Origin of the sequence: Lacibacter sp. H407, from assembly GCF_037892605.1 — a bacterium.
Lineage (GTDB): Bacteria > Bacteroidota > Bacteroidia > Chitinophagales > Chitinophagaceae > Lacibacter.
The window spans coordinates 153,022-169,889 of the sequence record NZ_JBBKTU010000002.1 but is presented as its reverse complement, the minus strand read 5'-3'; the positions used below and the strand labels follow the sequence as shown (position 1 = coordinate 169,889).

At 40.5% G+C, this 16,868-nt stretch carries 14 protein-coding genes; 2 read left to right on the top strand and 12 right to left on the bottom strand.

The genetic code is table 11. The features are described from left to right. Position 1: 1 nt before the first annotated feature. From WG989_RS20005 to WG989_RS19960, 10 genes are all read right to left on the bottom strand, one after another. Positions 2-1,402 carry an alpha-L-fucosidase gene (locus WG989_RS20005; RefSeq protein WP_340431874.1) on the bottom strand — a complete coding sequence of 467 codons (1,401 nt, stop codon included), beginning with the start codon at positions 1,400-1,402 and terminating at the stop codon, positions 2-4. Beyond that, a complete protein-coding gene (locus tag WG989_RS20000; protein ID WP_340431873.1) occupies positions 1,362-2,243 on the bottom strand; it encodes a pirin family protein in 882 nt (293 codons plus the stop codon). The genes WG989_RS20005 and WG989_RS20000 overlap by 41 nt, the downstream gene beginning before the upstream one ends. Before the next feature lie 98 nt (positions 2,244-2,341). Then, complete coding sequence (locus WG989_RS19995) at positions 2,342-2,998, bottom strand: HAD family hydrolase (RefSeq protein WP_340431871.1); 657 nt, start codon at positions 2,996-2,998, stop codon at positions 2,342-2,344. Positions 2,999-3,102: 104 nt separating this feature from the next. Then, positions 3,103-4,797: a sodium/sugar symporter gene (locus tag WG989_RS19990; protein ID WP_340431870.1), complete on the bottom strand. Its 1,695-nt coding sequence runs from the start codon at positions 4,795-4,797 to the stop codon at positions 3,103-3,105. Positions 4,798-4,857: 60 nt separating this feature from the next. Continuing rightward, the gene (gene araA / locus WG989_RS19985) at positions 4,858-6,348 is read right to left on the bottom strand and encodes an L-arabinose isomerase (protein ID WP_340431868.1); all 1,491 of its coding nucleotides are present in this window, start codon (positions 6,346-6,348) and stop codon (positions 4,858-4,860) included. A 38-nt stretch (positions 6,349-6,386) separates the two neighbouring features. Then, the gene (locus WG989_RS19980) at positions 6,387-7,088 is read right to left on the bottom strand and encodes an L-ribulose-5-phosphate 4-epimerase (RefSeq protein WP_340431867.1); all 702 of its coding nucleotides are present in this window, start codon (positions 7,086-7,088) and stop codon (positions 6,387-6,389) included. A gap of 116 nt (positions 7,089-7,204) precedes the next feature. Continuing rightward, complete coding sequence (locus WG989_RS19975) at positions 7,205-8,905, bottom strand: ribulokinase (RefSeq protein ID WP_340431866.1); 1,701 nt, start codon at positions 8,903-8,905, stop codon at positions 7,205-7,207. Between the two features lie 18 nt (positions 8,906-8,923). After that, positions 8,924-10,051 (bottom strand): aldose epimerase family protein, encoded by a 1,128-nt coding sequence (locus WG989_RS19970; RefSeq protein WP_340431865.1) that lies wholly within the window; start codon positions 10,049-10,051, stop codon positions 8,924-8,926. A 43-nt stretch (positions 10,052-10,094) separates the two neighbouring features. Beyond that, a complete protein-coding gene (locus WG989_RS19965) occupies positions 10,095-12,074 on the bottom strand; it encodes an alpha-L-arabinofuranosidase family protein (RefSeq protein WP_340431864.1) in 1,980 nt (659 codons plus the stop codon). Between the two features lie 8 nt (positions 12,075-12,082). After that, positions 12,083-13,639 (bottom strand): alpha-N-arabinofuranosidase, encoded by a 1,557-nt coding sequence (locus WG989_RS19960; protein ID WP_340431863.1) that lies wholly within the window; start codon positions 13,637-13,639, stop codon positions 12,083-12,085. A gap of 159 nt (positions 13,640-13,798) precedes the next feature. Between WG989_RS19960 and WG989_RS19955 the strand changes: the two genes are divergently transcribed. Beyond that, complete coding sequence (locus tag WG989_RS19955) at positions 13,799-14,503, top strand: NUDIX hydrolase (protein ID WP_340431862.1); 705 nt, start codon at positions 13,799-13,801, stop codon at positions 14,501-14,503. 87 nt (positions 14,504-14,590) lie between these two features. Next, complete coding sequence (locus tag WG989_RS19950; RefSeq protein ID WP_340431861.1) at positions 14,591-14,761, top strand: hypothetical protein; 171 nt, start codon at positions 14,591-14,593, stop codon at positions 14,759-14,761. 14 nt (positions 14,762-14,775) lie between these two features. Here WG989_RS19950 and WG989_RS19945 read toward each other — a convergent pair whose 3' ends face one another. Then, entirely contained in the window at positions 14,776-16,179 is a 1,404-nt protein-coding gene (locus WG989_RS19945) for a TolC family protein (RefSeq protein WP_340431860.1), read from the bottom strand. Positions 16,180-16,189: 10 nt separating this feature from the next. Then, a complete protein-coding gene (locus tag WG989_RS19940) occupies positions 16,190-16,867 on the bottom strand; it encodes an ABC transporter ATP-binding protein (protein WP_340431858.1) in 678 nt (225 codons plus the stop codon). Position 16,868: the final 1 nt, after the last annotated feature.

Sequence of the window (16,868 nt, the reverse complement as noted above, 5' to 3'; positions counted from 1 at the left end):
GTTATAACTGTGCTTCCAGTATTGTATCGATCTCATCTAACTTAATTCCATCGAGATAAATAAAGGTTCCTTCCTGCTGTTGCTTAAACCGTATGCTTTTGTTAGAACCAAACAACGTAACTGCTTTCAGCTTTGTCGAAAAATCAGGAATAAAAATATAATTTGGATTTTCTGTTTTGAAGATATGCAAATACAATCGTTTTTCTTTTGCTGTAACTACACCCCATTTTTGTGTGGCAATCGTATTTCCTCTTGTACCGTAAATAGTTTGGCCGTTTTTCTGCAACCAGTCACCCACCGATTTTAATGTATCAACAAATTCAGTTTGAATTTTTCCGTTTGGCATGGGGCCAACATTCAATAACAGGTTTGCGTTCAATGAAGCAGCATTTACCAAATAGTGGATGATCTCTTTGGTTGTTTTATAACGGTCGTCGGTAATATTGTAACCCCAGGAGTTATTAATGGTTTCACAGGTTTCTAATGGCAACTGGTCTGATGGTGCATGGTAGCTGAAGCCTGACTTATTCTGCCCCGGCAAATCTTTTTCAAACATCTGAAAATCTTCTCCGCTAAGCGGATCAAGGTGATGATTGTTACCGATCATACATTGCGGCTGCAGTTTGTGAATGAGCGAATAAATTTCATCGTACTTCCAATCGATTCTTGAACTCCTGTCTTTGCTGCCCTCCACATTGGTTTGATCCCAATGTCCGTCAAACCATATCGACATCACTTCACCGTAATTCGTCAGTAACTCAGTGAGTTGATTTTTCATGAACTGCAGATAAGAAGCATAATTACTTTTTTCAGTGCGACCTGTACCTTTTCCTGTTCTTCCTGTTTCATAAGGATAATCGTTGCGGTACCAATCCAATGTTGAATAATACAACCCGAGTTTCATGCCTTGCTTTTTACATTCATCTGCCAATTGACGTAACGCATCTTTACCATAAGGCGTATTGGTGATCTTCCAATCAGAATATTTCGTATCCCAGTTTGAAAATCCATCATGATGTCTTGTGATAAAAACGATATAATGCATACCTGCATCTTTTGCGGTCTTCACCCACTCGGCTGCGTTGAACTGTTGCGGATTAAAGATGTGCAACAATTGCCGGTAATCTTTGATCTTGATATTCCGGTTGTTCATTACCCACTCGCCTGCACCAAGTACGCTTGATGCGCCCCAATGAATAAACATGCCGAACTTATCGTCCTGAAATTGTTTACGTGCTGCAATGTTTTGCGGCGTCGGTTGATAGGTTTGCGCCTGTAAAGAAACTACAACACATAAAAGGGCAAACAGGAATACATTTTTTTTCTGCATGGCAATTATTTTATCGTTCAATGAAATTGATTTATCGTTTGGGTGAAGGGTACGGAACAAAATCGACTTCATCTCCTTTTATTTTTTCAAACTTTTGTTCGATCCATTTCTGCTTTGCTTCTGCGATCAACTCTTTGCTGGACGAAACAAAATTCCAATCAATAAAGCGTTCCTCCGGAAATGGTTCACCACCAAAAATATAAATAGTGCTGTTTGCTGCTATCGTGAACTCACACAGGCTGGCATCGTTTGCAACCAATAACTGCTTTGGTTCATACACATTCCCGTCGCTTTCAATACTTCCTTCCAGAATATACAAGCCGGATTCACCATACAACTCACTGCCGATCTTAACTGTTTGCTTCGTTGTACTTTTTATTTCCAATAAATAAAGTTTACTATACACTGGTACCGGTGATTTTCGTCCGCAAGCCTCACCTGCTACTAATTTGTATTCCAATCCATCATCGCTCCATGCAGGGATCTGTTCTTTTTCAACATGAAAAAAAGCAGGTTCCATTTGCTCCAGTTCTTTGGGTAAGGCAACCCATATTTGTAACCCATGCATCGCTTTATCAGAATGTCGCAAATATTCAGGTGTGCGTTCCGAATGAACAATTCCTTTTCCCGCCGTCATCCAATTGACTGCACCGGGACTGATCTCCATTTCTGTTCCCAATGTATCACGATGCATGATGTTGCCTTCAAATAAAAAAGTGAGCGTAGAAAGACCGATATGCGGATGCGGCATCACATCAAAATTTTCCCGTTCATTCAATTTCACCGGTCCCATGTGATCAATATAAATAAATGGACCCACCATTCGCTTTTGACGGAACGGTAATAACCGGCCCACCATAAACTTACCGATGTTGACAGCTCTTTCTTCAATGATCAAATTGATGTTTGACATGTTGCTAATTTTTTATGATCAACGATTGAGATTCAAAATTGTGGCACAACTGACAAGAACTTTAAAAGTAAGAAACCTTTGTAATATTTAGCAGCATCTTATTGCAACAGTTCCTTCAGTTTAACATCGGTGAAATCCTGTACACACATCAATACATGATCCATCCCATCGAACTCATGAGCTTCATGTAAGGTGGTAAGCACAACTGCTTTCATACCGGCTCGTTTTGCACTTTCTACCCCTTTTGGTGAATCTTCAAACACAATACAATGTTCCGGTACAACAGCAAGCTGCTCCGCACATTTAAGAAATGTTTCAGGATCAGGTTTACTTACGGCCACATCATCGGCGCTTACGATTGCACTGATATAATGACGCAGATCAAGATTGTCCAACACAAAATCAATATTGAACATGATGGCTGCTGAACCAATGGCCATTTTGATTTCTTGTTGATGTGCTTCTTCTAAAAATGCACCCAACCCAGGAAGTAATTTCAAATGCGGTTTGAATGCCAGTTGATAATGCCGTTCCTTCTCATAACTCATTTCCCGTTTTTCATCGTCACTGAAACGGCCCGGAAACATTCGTTCCAGCAGCTCATCATTTTTACCATAACATTCCTCCTTCATCCGCTCCAACGAAATATTTGCTCCCAAACTATTTAATATTCCATGCCATGCTTTGATATGATACTGCATGTCGTCGATCATGGTTCCGTTGAGGTCAAATAAAAATGCTTTCTTTTCAATCATTCAGTTTGCTTTATTGCTTACATATTAAAAACAAGATCGCCCATGCAAATAAACAAACGTTTTTTACATGGGCGATCAATTCTACCAACAGTTCAACTATTATTTTACCAGAACTTCACATACAGAGCTGCAATGATTACCAGCGTAAGTACGATCAAGACTGTAGTTTGCGGTTTCAATTTAAACATTGACTTATCGAGTTCAAATGCTTTTGGATTCACCTTCGGACCGGCAAGACTGATCAGCACCATCACGATCATCGTAAACATAAATGCTAATCCCATACAGATATGGAACGGAATCACAAATACATCTTTACCATCCCGTATGGTATGATAAGCTGTATATAAAAATGTTTCATTACCAAATAACTGAGGTGCAAATTCATTAAACAACACAGACAAAACGAAGCCGGTTATCAATCCTACAATTGCAGCTGTACCCGTAGTTCGCTTCCAAAACATACCGAGAATAAACATGGCAAAAACACCCGGACTGATATAACCGGTGTATTGCTGAATAAATGTAAATCCACCTTTGCCACCGATACCCAATAAATCGTTCCAGGTAAACAATACTGCCAATACCATCGCTATAACCACGGCTATTCTACCGGTATAAACCTGTGATTTTTCAGTTGATTCTTTCTGAATATACTTTTTATGAATGTCCAATGTATAGATGGTTGAAATACTGTTTACTTTACCAGCTAACGAAGCAACAATAGCTGCTGTTAATGCAGCAACTGATAAGCCTTTCAAACCTGTTGGCAGGAACGTAAGCACAGCAGAGTAAGCACCATCCTTACCACCAACAAGTTGTGGCAAATGACCATCTTTATACAATACAAATGCAGCGATCCCCGGCAGCATCACAATGATCGGCATCAGCAATTTTAAAAATCCGGCAAACAAAATACCTGTACGGGCAGTTTCCAAATCGGCGCCCAATGCACGTTGTGTGATGTATTGGTTACAACCCCAATAGTTCAGGTTAATGATCCAGATACCGGCAAGGTATGAAAGCACCCCCGGGAACGTAATGTACTTATCAATATCATTTTGAGTAGACTCAGCAGTTGGTTTTGGAATAATCATTTTAAAATGTTCAGGCGCTTCATTCATCAATACTTTAAAGCCCGCAATTGCATCCTGACCAACACCAAAATATTCTCCCACCGTTGTAAGAGCGATATAAGTTGTTACCAATCCTCCAATGATCAATACGGCCACCTGAATTACATCGGTATACGCTACAACCTTCATACCACCCAAAGAAATCAACAAGGCAAATACTGCTAACCCTGTCATGATTATGTGGAGATAACCACCGCCTGCAATACCATTAATAGCTACTGCACCGAGATAAAGAATAGAGGTGAGATTTACAAACACATACAGAAATAACCAAAACACCGCCATGATCAACGCTGTTGATTCATTATACCTCGTTTTCAAAAACTGAGGCATGGTGTAGATCTTGTTCTTTAAATAAACAGGAATAAACCAAACAGCGATAATGATCAATGCAACAGCAGCGATCCACTCATACGCTGCAACAGCAATACCTAAAAAGAATCCCTCACCACTCATGCCAATAAATTGCTCGGCTGAGATATTTGAAGCGATCAGGGATGCACCGATGGCCCACCATGTAAGTGTACCCTCTGCAAGGAAATAGGCTTTGGCATCATGCTCATTCTTTTTACGTTTTCGGTAGATACTGTAACCGTAGCCGGCAACTATAACAAAATAAATAATAAAAACCAGGTAATCGGCAAAAGCAAGGTTTTGATTCATGCAGAATTTTTTGTTGGCTGATTATAAAATTTAAATCTATGAATAAAAACAATTCAACAACTACTTATAGAAAACTTGATTCCATCGTAGCTCATTTTTGAATTGATAGAGGTCGGTCTGCTTACCAATGCGGACGTATTCGATACCTGCCATCTCAGCAAAATCTTCCATATGTTCTGAAGTAAGATTCTGACTGTAGCCTGTATGATGCGCTCCACCTGCCAATATCCACGCTGCACAACCATCATTCATGTTTGGATATGGTTTCCACAACACTCTTGCTACAGGTAGTTTTGGAAGATCAGCAACAGGTGCTACTGCTTCCACTTCATTAACTAACATTCGGAAGCGGTTGCCCATATCAACAATTGATGCATTCAATGCAGGTCCTGCTGCAACATTAAACACCAAACGAACAGGATCTTCTTTACCTCCGATTCCTAACGGATGAATTTCACAATTTGCTTTTCCATCAGCAATGCTCTCGCAGATCTCCAACATGTGTGATCCAAGAACCAATGGATTCTTTGGATCGAAGTGATAGGTATAATCTTCCATGAAACTGTTACCGCCTTTCAAACCGGTGCCCATTACTTTCATGGTGCGTACAAGTGCTGCCGTTTTCCAATCGCCTTCACCTGCAAAGCCATAACCTTTACCCATTAAACGTTGTGAAGCAATGCCCGGTAATTGTTTCATGCCATGCAGATCTTCAAACGTATCACTGTATGCTTTGTAGTTTCCATGTTCAAGGAAGTATTGCATGCCCAGCTCAATTCTTGCAGCATCACGCAATGACTGGTATTGTTTACCATCTTTCTTCAACGATGCAACAACATTGTAGGTATCAAAATATTCCTGTGTGAGTTTATCAACATCAGCATCACTAACCTCATTGATCACTTTTACTAAATCTCCAATACCATGTGTGTTCACACTGTAACCGAATTTCATTTCTGCTTCCACTTTGTCCCCATCGGTAACAGCTACATAACGCATGTTATCACCAAAGCGAACAATGCGTGCACCTTGAGAATCGTTCCAGCCGGCTGCGGCTCTTGCCCATGTATTGATACGATCCAACATATTCGGGTCCTGCCAATGACCAACAACTACTTTACGCTTCAACTTCATGCGGCTCATGATGAAACCAAACTCCCTATCGCCATGTGCACTCTGGTTGAGGTTCATGAAATCCATATCAATTTCACTCCATGGAATGTCACGGTTGAATTGTGTGTGCAGGTGCAATAATGGCTTATGTAAAATATTTAAACCTCTGATCCACATTTTTGCAGGTGAAAATGTATGCATCCACGTAATGATGCCGATACAATTCTTTGCTGCATTTGCTTCTGCACAGATAGCATATATTTCTTCTGTTGATTTTACCGTTGGTTTAAACACTACGTTTACCGGTATTACAGAAGCATCGTTAAGTGATCCTGCGATTTCCTGTGAGTGTGCTGCTACTTGTTTCAATGTTTCTTCACCGTACAGGTCCTGGCTGCCTGTAACAAACCATACTTCTGAATTTTTAAACGCTTTCATTGTTGTAATTGAATCTGTGATCGATTGAATATTTGCTTTTATGCTTGTCCGTAATAACTATCGGGCCCGTGTTTACGTTCGTAATGTTTTTGACGGATAGAATCTTTTAATCTTGGTGCATTTGGATTGATCTGTTCTGTAAGCAACGAAGTTTGTGCAATAAACTCCAACACTGCGCTGTTGTGTACTGCTTTCGCTGCATTCTTACCCCATGTGAATGGTGCATGATTACCCACCAAGATCATTTCCACTTCTTCATAACTCAATCCACGATCTTTAAAGCAATTAAGGATTTGAAAACCTGTTTCGTATTCATAATTGCCTTTGATCATGTCATCGCTCATGGGAGCAGCACATGGAATATCAACAGTATTATAATCTGCATGTGTTGTGCCGAAGATGGGAATATCACGTTGCGATTGTGCCCATGCTGTTGCATAGGTTGAATGCGTGTGAACAATGCCGCCGATCTTTTCCCAATGCTTGTATAACACTGCATGTGTTTTTGTATCGGACGAAGGGCGGAATGAACCTTCAACTGTGTTGGCATCAAAATCAACGATCACCATTTTATCGGGACTCAGATCTTCGTATGGAACGCCACTTGGTTTAATGGCGAATACACCCAAACTTCTGTCAACCGCACTTACGTTACCGAATGTAAACAGCACCAACCCTAATTTGGGTAACTGCATGTTTGCTTCGTATGCTTCTTCCTGTATGTGACTATACTTACTCATAACTTATTGTTTGGCCACAAAGCGGCAAAGGTTGTTAGAAACGCAAAGAAGATATCTTCAATTCAGTTCTTTCTTTTGCGCTTTCGTGTCTTTGTGGCGTTCATTTTACTTATTGATCAGTCGAGCACTTCAATTGCCTGTTCTTTTGTTTGTGCTTCCATGAATGCTCCAACCTCTTTATACTTTTCATAACGGAACTGGTACATTGCTACACGATCTGGATTGGGATGATACTCTGCATCAAAGCCCTGTCCCATTGCCTGCATGGCATCTTCCACTTTACTGTACACGCCGCCAACAGTTGCAGCAAACATGGCTGCACCCAATGCACAGGTTTGTTCACTCTTATGAATTTTAATGGGCATGTTCATCACATCGGCCATCATCTGCATAATGAATGGAGATTTTTTTGCCACACCACCAAGACCGATCAAACCTTTCACCGGAATACCTTGCTCAACAAAACGCTCAACAATAGCTTTTGCACCAAAACAGGTTGACTCAACAACTGCTCTGAATATTCTCACTGCATCGCTTCCCAGGTCAAGTCCGGTTATAGAAGCAGTTAGTAATTGATTGGCATCCGGCGTTCTTCTTCCGTTAAACCAATCTACCGCCAATTCACTGTGTTCATCTATTTCTAATTGCTCCGCCAGTTTGCTCAGTTGAGGAATAATTGCATCTTCTGTTTCGCTGATGAGTTTTGCTTTTGTTGCATTATCAACTAAAGAAGATTTTGAAAGTATCTGTTGCAATGGCCATGTGAGTAAACGTTTGTACCATGCATATGCATCACCAAATGCAGATTGACCAGCTTCCAACCCGATCATACCGGGAATGATAGAACCGGGGACTTGTCCGCAAATTCCTTTGATGAGTTTTCCTTCAACATCTTTTACCGGCGCTACCATCATATCGCAGGTAGATGTGCCCATTACTTTACTTAAGTAATAGGGTTCGATCTGTCCGCCAACAGCACCCATGTGTGCATCATAAGCACCAACACCAATCGCTGTTGTTTCAGGTAAACCTAAACGTGCAGCCCATTCTTTGGTAATAGTGCCTACTGACTGATCAGCAGGATATGTGTCTTTGAACAAACGATCTGTAAATCCGTCAAGCAATGGATCTAATGTCGCAAAGAATTCATTGGGAGGAAGTCCGCCCCACTCTTTTGCCCATAATATTTTATGACCTGCAGAACATACACCACGTTTCATTGCATGTACATCTGTTCCGCCAACTAATAAGAACGGGATCCAATCGCAATGTTCCACAAATGAATAAATGCTGTTTCTTACTTTTTCATCGGCACGTAATACACGCAGGAGTTTAGCCCAGAACCATTCGCTTGAATAAATGCCACCAACAAATTGTAAATAGTTGGTATCAAATTTCTCGGCATGTGCATTGATCTCTGCTGCTTCACCAACACCTGTATGATCTTTCCACAACACAAACATGGCGTTGGGATTTTCTTCAAAGCCGGGTGTTAATGCAAGCGGTGTTCCTGTTTTATCAACTGCAACAGGTGTTGAGCCTGTTGTGTCAACAGAAAGTGCCTTTACTTTTGAAGCAACTTCAGCACCAACCTTTGCCACACATTCTTTAATGGTTGCTTCCAGTCCTTCCACATAATCCAACGGATGCTGACGGAACTGGTTTTCGTTCATGTTGCAGTACAACTGCTTTTTCCAACGGGGATAATAAAACACCGATGAAGCAAGTTCTTCACCGTTTGCTGTGTTCACAATAATGGTTCGTACGGAATCTGATCCGTAGTCGACACCGATTACATAAGACGCTTCACTACTCATAAGATCACTTTATAAAAATCAATTAACGGAAATTTTGTACTTGGTTACGGTATGATACTTTTCACCTGGTTTTAATAAGGTAGATGGAAATTCAGGTTTGTTTGGTGAATCAGGAAAGTGCTGTGTTTCCAAACAAAGACCGGTGTGCAGTTTGATCGACTTTCCATCGCTTGTTGTAATTGTACCATCTAAAAAATTACCTGAATAAAATTGCAAGCCGGGTTCTGTTGTAAACACTTCTAGTTTTCTGCCGCTTACTGAATCAGACAGCGTAGCTACTAATTCAAGATCGCTTCCTGTACGGGTTAAAACAAAGTTGTGATCGTAACCACCTTCCACAGCAGCAATACGTTCACCAATTTTATGCGGTTGTAAAAAGTCGAACGGCGTTCCTTTTACATCTTTCAATTCGCCTGTTGGAATTAACCCTGCATCAACGGGTGTATACTTGCCTGCATTCACTTGTAATTGATGATCAAGAATGGTATTGTCTACATCGCCTGTTAAGTTGAAATAACTATGGTTGGTCAAATTCACAACAGTTGCTTTGTCTGTTTCTGCTGTATAGTCGATCAACAATTCATTATCATCTGTGAGTGTATATACAACGGTGATGTTGAGATTACCGGGATAGCCTTCTTCACCATCTTTACTTAAATAAGTAAGCGTTAAAGAAGCAGTGCTGTCAGCAGGTTTTGCATCCCACACTACTTTATCGTATCCTTTATTACCACCATGCAAATGATTTGCACCATTGTTGGTTGCAAGTTGATACGTTGCTGTATCGATCTTAAATGTTCCTTTACCAATACGGTTACCATAACGGCCAATGATTGCACCGAAGTAAGGAGGTTTCGCTAAGTAGCCGCTTAAACTGTCAAAACCCAACACAACATTACTTTTGTTACCAGCCTTATCAGGTGTTATCCATGATGTAACAGTGCCACCATAGTTTGTAATTTTTACCTGCACACCATTTGCATTGGTCAATGTGTACAAATCAACGGGCTTGCCATCGGCTTCACCCCAGCTTTCCTTTGTAATTTTTTGGTTCATTGGTTGGTCGTTTTGTTTACTGCCGGTTTCGCAGGCAGCAAGCACTGCTACGGCTGTTGTACACATTAAAACTACATGTTTAAAACGCATGATGTTGTTGATTTTAGTTTTTTTATAATAGACAAACCGTTCATTATTTCAACATTTTTATCCGGAATACCGTGAAGGAATAAGGAGCTGCTGTATAATCGAACTTTTTAGCTTTAATTGTAATGATCGACTCTTTAGGTGCTACCTGCATGGGTTGATCGAATGAATTCACCGCTGTTAAATTACTGCCCTGCAACACTGTTAAGTTCCCCTGAGCTGCCAACTTCTTCACACCTTCAACAGATAATACAGTTACCTGTTCTTTATTTGATGCATTCACGATCTTGATCACGAGTTCATTTGTTGCGGCATCAATCACTGATGATGCATACAAACTATCCTGTCCGGCAACAACATCATTGTTCAACGTAAGCGGAACAACTTTTGAACCTTTATTTAAGGAGAACAGTTTTTGTACATAGTAAGTAGGTGATCCGTATGAACGGAGATTATCAACCCAGATCATATCAGGTGCCCACTGCCATCCATCAATGTGTGAAAAGAGTGGCGCATACGATGCCATTGTTACTACATCGGCATTTCGTTCCAAACCGGTCATGAATGCCGCTTCACTGATAGCTGCCAACCAGGTGTTGCGTTGTGCACCGTTTGTTTTATCAACATGCGATGCATATTCACCTGCAAATACTTTTGAACCTGTTCTTGGATAATTATCATAACGTCTTACACTGCTGAAGAACCATTCAGGACTGCGGTAATAATGCTCATCGATGAGATCGGTATTCATCTTACGCAATTCAGTATTCAATAATTCAAAACGATCACCATCAGGTCCTGTACCGGAGCTTGCTACTATTTTGATGTTTGGATATTTTTCTTTGATCGCTTTTTGGAAAATCTTTAACCGCTCAATGTATTGCGGACCCCAGTTCTCATTACCAACGCCAAGAAACTTTAAATTAAATGGAGCTGCATGTCCCATCTCTGCACGTTTCTTACCCCAAGTTGTAGTTACATCGCCATTGGCAAATTCAATAAGATCCAATGCATCCTGTACATAAGGATCGAGTTGATCTAAAGGAACAAGCTCAGCAGAATTAAACTGACAAGCCATGCCACAGTTGAGAATAGGTAATGCTTCTGCACCAACATCTTCTGACAATTGAAAATATTCGAAGAAACCTAAACCAAATGTTTGGAAATAATCGGGAGCAGAACGATGCGGGAATTCAATATTCCAACGGTTCATAATAAGCTGACGTTCTTCAATTGGCCCGATCGTTTTTTTCCATTGATAACGATTCGACAAATCAAAGCCTTCCACAATACAACCGCCGGGAAAACGGATAAAGCCGGGCTTCATATCAGCCAGCAACTGTATCATATCTGCACGCATACCACCGGGACGTTTCTTCCACGTGTCTTCAGGAAACAACGAGATCATATCAAGATCAATGGTGCCTGTTCCTTCAAACCAGATTCTGAACTGCCCTTTTTGTGCTGTATCAGTCGATTGAAAACTCTTTGCTAATTTCTTCCATGCATCTCCTGTTGCTGTTGCATCAACAACGCTGTTGCCGATCACCTGGTTCTTTGCATTCAGTAATTCAACATGGAGTTTAATGTTCCCTGATGTACGATATATAACAGAGAAATCGTAACGCAGATCTTTTTTAATACCCATGCCACGGAAACCTTCATTCGTCATGCTGAGATTTCCTTTTGCTGCATTGTTTAGCTGCACACGCAGAAAACGTGGATTGGGAAGATTCGCTCCCTGCCTGTTCTGCACAGTAAGAGCACCTTCAACAAAAGGCTTCTGATCTACTTTCCAACCCATGAGTGGTTTGAAGAACTCGAAGGAACGGTTCTTGATGAGTTCAGCATAAATACCACCATCTGCACCGAAGTTGATATCTTCAAAAAACACACCCCACATGGTAGGCTGTATCTCTGCTGTTGCTTGATTTGCTTTAATGACGAATGTCTTTTTTTGCTGAGCATGCACACTTAAAGAAAACAACAGCACAAGGCTAAGCAAAAAACTTTTCTGATAATTCATGAACAGCTTTATTTTAATGTTAGCACCACTACTGAATAAGGTGGTAATTCAACAGTGAGCGTATTGTTGGAAAGTTTTGCCCCATTAAATACAACAGGTTGAATTTTTGTCGGCTGGTCAAATGAATTATAATCCTGTAATTTTTTTGAAGTAAGAATTCTGCCTGCAACTGTTTTAACAGCTAATCCACGCACATCGATCGATATGGTTTGCGATTTTGATGCATCAATATTAACAAGTGATACATGCGTTGTTCCACTACTGTTTTTTGAAGCGGATACAGAAACTGCAGGCAGCTTCTCATTTCCGAAAACATAATCATTTGTTTTTAATTGCACAGGAAGCATGGTGGCATCTTGATGCACATTATACATTTCCATTACATGGTAAGTGGGTGTAAGCAACATTTTCTCCTGGTTAGTAAGAATTACCGCCTGCAACACATTTACCGTTTGTGCAAGGTTTGCCATACGCACCCTGTCAGCATGATTGTTAAAGATGTTCAATGTAACACCAGCTATCATTGCATCCCGTATTGTATTCTGCTGGAATAAAAATCCCGGATTTGTACCCGGCTCCACATCATACCATCCGCCCCACTCATCAACAACCAACGCCACACGTTTATTCGGATCGTATTTATCCATGATCGTACTGTGGCGGGTAACATATTCCTCCATGCGCAAAGCCGATTTCATAGAAGCAAAATACAGTTCTTCGTTATATTCGGTTGACGGACCTTTTTTGTTCCAATTGATCACTGCATAATGATGCAGTGCAACACCTTCCATCATATTGTGTGGAATGTCACGCATCAATACTTCTGTCCAGTTATAATCATTTCCGTTTGCACCAGAAGCTACCCTGAATTTTTTAGCGTCGTTTTCAAAATCAGCCATGTAAGTAGCGTACTGACGGTAGATATTTGCATAGTACTCCGCCTTCATATTTCCACCACAACCCCAGGCCTCATTTCCAACGCCCCAGATATTTACATTCCATGCTTTCTCACGGCCATTCTTTACACGCCATGTGGTCATGGGGCTTGTATTTGCTTTACCATTTACATATTGTACCCAATCTGAAAGTTCCTGCACGGTTCCGCTTCCCACATTGCCTGCGAGATAAGGCTCTGCACCGATCAACTCGCACATATTCAAAAAGTCGTGTGTGCCAAAACTGTTATCTTCTGTAACACCACCCCACCAACGGTTTACAATTGCCGGACGATTTGCTTTGGGGCCTACACCATCTTTCCAATGATAGGTGTCGGCAAAACAACCACCGGGCCAACGAAGATTGGGCACTTTCAATTTCTTCAACGCATTAATAATGTCGTTTCGCACACCATTTGTATTGGGAATGATCTTATTTGTATCGCCCACATAAAAGCCGCCATAGATACAGGCTCCCAGGTGCTCGGCAAAATGGCCGTAAATATGTTTGTCGATCTTTACTTTACCTTGATCTGCATTCACCACAACACTGTTTTGAGCAACGATGGCAAGTTGGAAAAAGAGAAATGAAAGGAGAAAAAAGACAGGCTTGATGGCAGCGATTCGCATAATAATAAATTTTTAGATGAAGCAATTCAGTACCGAATATAAAGGTTTTTTTAAATAATTGTCAATTTTACATTTAATTTTACAAAAAGAAAGTATTTCAGCTTTTTTTTGGCCGCCCGTCAACTGTTTCTATATCTTTAATTCTTCTTGCCTGTATATATGACAAAGTATCAACGACAAACACGATTCATCAATGCAGTTGACTGCATCATTTTCGGTTTTGATGGTCAACACCTGAAGATCCTATTAGTAAAAAGATGGTTAGAGCCTAAAAAAGACCACTGGAGTTTGATGGGGGGATTTGTACAACCTGCCGAAAGCACCGATGAGGCGGCTACCCGTGTATTGAAACAATTGACAGGGCTGGATGGCGTTTACCTGGAACAGCTTCATGTATTTTCTGCACCCGACCGGGATCCGCTTGAACGGACGATCTCAACTGCCTATTTTGCCTTGATAGATATTCACAAATACGAACGGCAGATCAGCGAAGAATATCATGCTGAGTGGTTTTTTCTGAATGAAATTCCGGAACTGATCTTTGATCACCCCGCAATGGTTGCAATGGCCAAAGAACGTTTGAAATACAAAGCTGCCGCCCACCCGATTTTATTTGAATTATTGCCTGAAAAATTTACACTTCCGTTATTACAGAATATGTTTGAAGAAGTGTATGAGCACAAATTTGATAAGGGGAATTTTAGCCGCAAGGTAATGTCGACCGGTTTGTTGGTAAAACAAAAAGACAAAGACAAACTAAATTCAAAAAAAGGTGCCTTTTATTACAAGCTGGATAAAAAACATTATAAGAAAAACTTTCACAAGGTGCTGAACATTATTCCCAACCTGAACGATTTGCTGTAACAATTCCCAACATACAATTAACGATTTGTTCATACAGCCCGTTTGAAAAATTTCAAATTTGTGGTATCTTCTGTAAAAATTCAGGATATGAACTGGCCCGTTCTCATTGTAACCGGAATTGCTCTCGTAGCCTTAGTTGTATTTCTCATCCGCAGAAATATGAAAGACGAAGAAGAGTTTGAACAGCAACTAAAGAATGATTACCACAAACCCAAAGACGAGGAAGGTGATGTTGATGCCGACAACGTGTTAAAGTAATCCTTTCAACTTCGCTACTGCTTCCCTTGGTAAAAATCTAATAATCTTGTTCTGAAGCTATACTCGTATTGCGTTTGCACAAGGTTTATCTTTGTGCGGTCGAGATTATTTTTGGCGATGAGAAATTCAGCAGCATTGATCACACCACTTTCAAAACGCACTTCTGCTGCACGGAACGACTCTTCAAAATTTGTCAACTGTTCTTTTAACATTGAATAACGATTATAAGAAGCCTGCATATTGAGCCAAGCCTGCTCAATGTTTTGTTTTAGCTGGTAGTTCGTATTCTCTGCATTGAGTTGTGTATTCTTGAGTTGTAGCTTTGCCTGTTTCACTCTGTTCTTCGTTTGCAGATTATTAAAAATGGGGATCTGCATATTAACACCCGCAAAAAATCCAAGGTTGTTTTCCATCTGTTTGAAATAGCCTACGCTATTTGTTGAGAAATTCTGTATCTCTTTATAAACCGGTGTTCGGGTTGAACCGCTTTTAATGTAATCGCCTGTTGTGATCTCCGAAATTGTTGTTGGCACCAACCGGGTAAATAAATTGGAATAGCTGCTACCGGCACTTGCACCGAGGCTGATGGTGGGATAATAACCACTCTTAGCGATCTGTATATTTTTCTCGGCACTCTTTACTCTAAACTCATTTGCTTTTACCAGCGACATATATTCCATTGCCGCAGCAATTACTTCAGGTGAACTTTGTGCATAGAACGTTTCATTCAACTGAATGTCTCTTTCTAATTGCAGTGAAGCCGAATAAGGAATGTTCATTAACTGGCACAGCGTAAGCTTCGCCTGCTGCAAACTGTTTTCCAGGTTCACAATACTTATTTGTTCATTTGCCATTTGCCCTTTCATATCCGTCAACTGAAAATTTCCTGCAGAACCTTCTTTCACCATGATCTCCATTCGTTCGATCTGTTTTTGAGTAACCAGTAATTGTGCACGTGATACGCTCAACACATCTTCACTCACCAGCACCTGCATGTAAGAAAGTATCACATTCAGTATAAGATTATCCTTGACCTGTTTATAATCAAGCTCTGCTGCCTTGTGGGAAAAATTGGTTTGCTGAATTAAATTCTGTAAACGCATACCGTTGAATAAGATCACACCAGCATCTAAACCTGCATTGGAAGACGATAATTGATTATTGGTATAAGTATTGGTAATAGGATCAACATTGCGTCCAAAGTTGTTACCGTAGTTCCAACGACTGTTTACATTCGGCAACAGGTTCATCTTCGCCTGGTTCTTATCAACTTCAGCCGATTGCATCAGCAATCCTGTTTGCTGCACAAGAATATTCCTGTTCAACGCTGTATCAATACATTGCTTTAAACTATATTGCTGTGCTGTTACACTAATTCCATAAATAAAAAAGCACAGAACAAAACTAAGTATCCGCATAACTGTTGTATTAATTTTTAACCTGTTGTTCAATACGTCCATCAAGTAAATGAATGGTACGGCCGGCATAAGCTGCATTTTTTTCGCTGTGAGTTACCTGTATGATTGTTACCCCTTCCTGGTTCAACTGCTTAAATAAATCCATGATCTCCTCCCCTTGTTTGGAGTTGAGGTTACCGGTTGGTTCATCGGCAAGAATCAATTTGGGCTTTGCAATTAATGCACGTGCAACACCCACGAGTTGTTGCTGGCCCCCTGATAATTGTGTTGGATAAAGATCCTTCTTACCAACAATATTGAACCGATCGAGCATATCTGCTACCATTGCTTTCCGCTCACTGCCTTTTACATCCTGGTACAACAAGGGTGTTTCAATGTTTTCATACACCGTCAGTTCATCAATTAAATGATATTGCTGAAAAACAAAACCAATGTATTGTTTGTATAATTGTGACCTTTGTTTCTCTTTTAACTTATGTACACTTTCGTGCAGGAAGTTATACTCGCCTTCATCAAAACCATCGAGCATACCAATTACATTCAGCAAGGTTGATTTCCCTGAACCCGATGGCCCCATAATTGAAATAAATTCTCCTTCCTCCACTTCAAGGTTAATATCCTTTAGCAGAAACGTACGGTTACCGCCAACCGTAACCCATTTAAACAAATTTTTGAGTTGTACTAACATA

What these genes read in the sequence shown, in the direction of transcription:
- WG989_RS19990 (WP_340431870.1), bottom strand. Translation starts at nt 4,797, where the DNA reads ATGAATCAAAACCTTGCTTTTGCCGATTACCTGGTTTTTATTATTTAT.
- WG989_RS20005 (WP_340431874.1), bottom strand. Translation starts at nt 1,402, where the DNA reads ATGAAGTCGATTTTGTTCCGTACCCTTCACCCAAACGATAAATCAATT.
- WG989_RS19950 (WP_340431861.1), top strand. Translation starts at nt 14,591, where the DNA reads ATGAACTGGCCCGTTCTCATTGTAACCGGAATTGCTCTCGTAGCCTTA.
- araA (WP_340431868.1), bottom strand. Translation starts at nt 6,348, where the DNA reads ATGAAAGCGTTTAAAAATTCAGAAGTATGGTTTGTTACAGGCAGCCAG.
- WG989_RS19970 (WP_340431865.1), bottom strand. Translation starts at nt 10,051, where the DNA reads ATGCGTTTTAAACATGTAGTTTTAATGTGTACAACAGCCGTAGCAGTG.
- WG989_RS19940 (WP_340431858.1), bottom strand. Translation starts at nt 16,867, where the DNA reads ATGTTAGTACAACTCAAAAATTTGTTTAAATGGGTTACGGTTGGCGGT.
- WG989_RS19980 (WP_340431867.1), bottom strand. Translation starts at nt 7,088, where the DNA reads ATGAGTAAGTATAGTCACATACAGGAAGAAGCATACGAAGCAAACATG.
- WG989_RS19965 (WP_340431864.1), bottom strand. Translation starts at nt 12,074, where the DNA reads ATGAATTATCAGAAAAGTTTTTTGCTTAGCCTTGTGCTGTTGTTTTCT.
- WG989_RS19955 (WP_340431862.1), top strand. Translation starts at nt 13,799, where the DNA reads ATGACAAAGTATCAACGACAAACACGATTCATCAATGCAGTTGACTGC.
- WG989_RS19945 (WP_340431860.1), bottom strand. Translation starts at nt 16,179, where the DNA reads ATGCGGATACTTAGTTTTGTTCTGTGCTTTTTTATTTATGGAATTAGT.
- WG989_RS20000 (WP_340431873.1), bottom strand. Translation starts at nt 2,243, where the DNA reads ATGTCAAACATCAATTTGATCATTGAAGAAAGAGCTGTCAACATCGGT.
- WG989_RS19975 (WP_340431866.1), bottom strand. Translation starts at nt 8,905, where the DNA reads ATGAGTAGTGAAGCGTCTTATGTAATCGGTGTCGACTACGGATCAGAT.
- WG989_RS19960 (WP_340431863.1), bottom strand. Translation starts at nt 13,639, where the DNA reads ATGCGAATCGCTGCCATCAAGCCTGTCTTTTTTCTCCTTTCATTTCTC.
- WG989_RS19995 (WP_340431871.1), bottom strand. Translation starts at nt 2,998, where the DNA reads ATGATTGAAAAGAAAGCATTTTTATTTGACCTCAACGGAACCATGATC.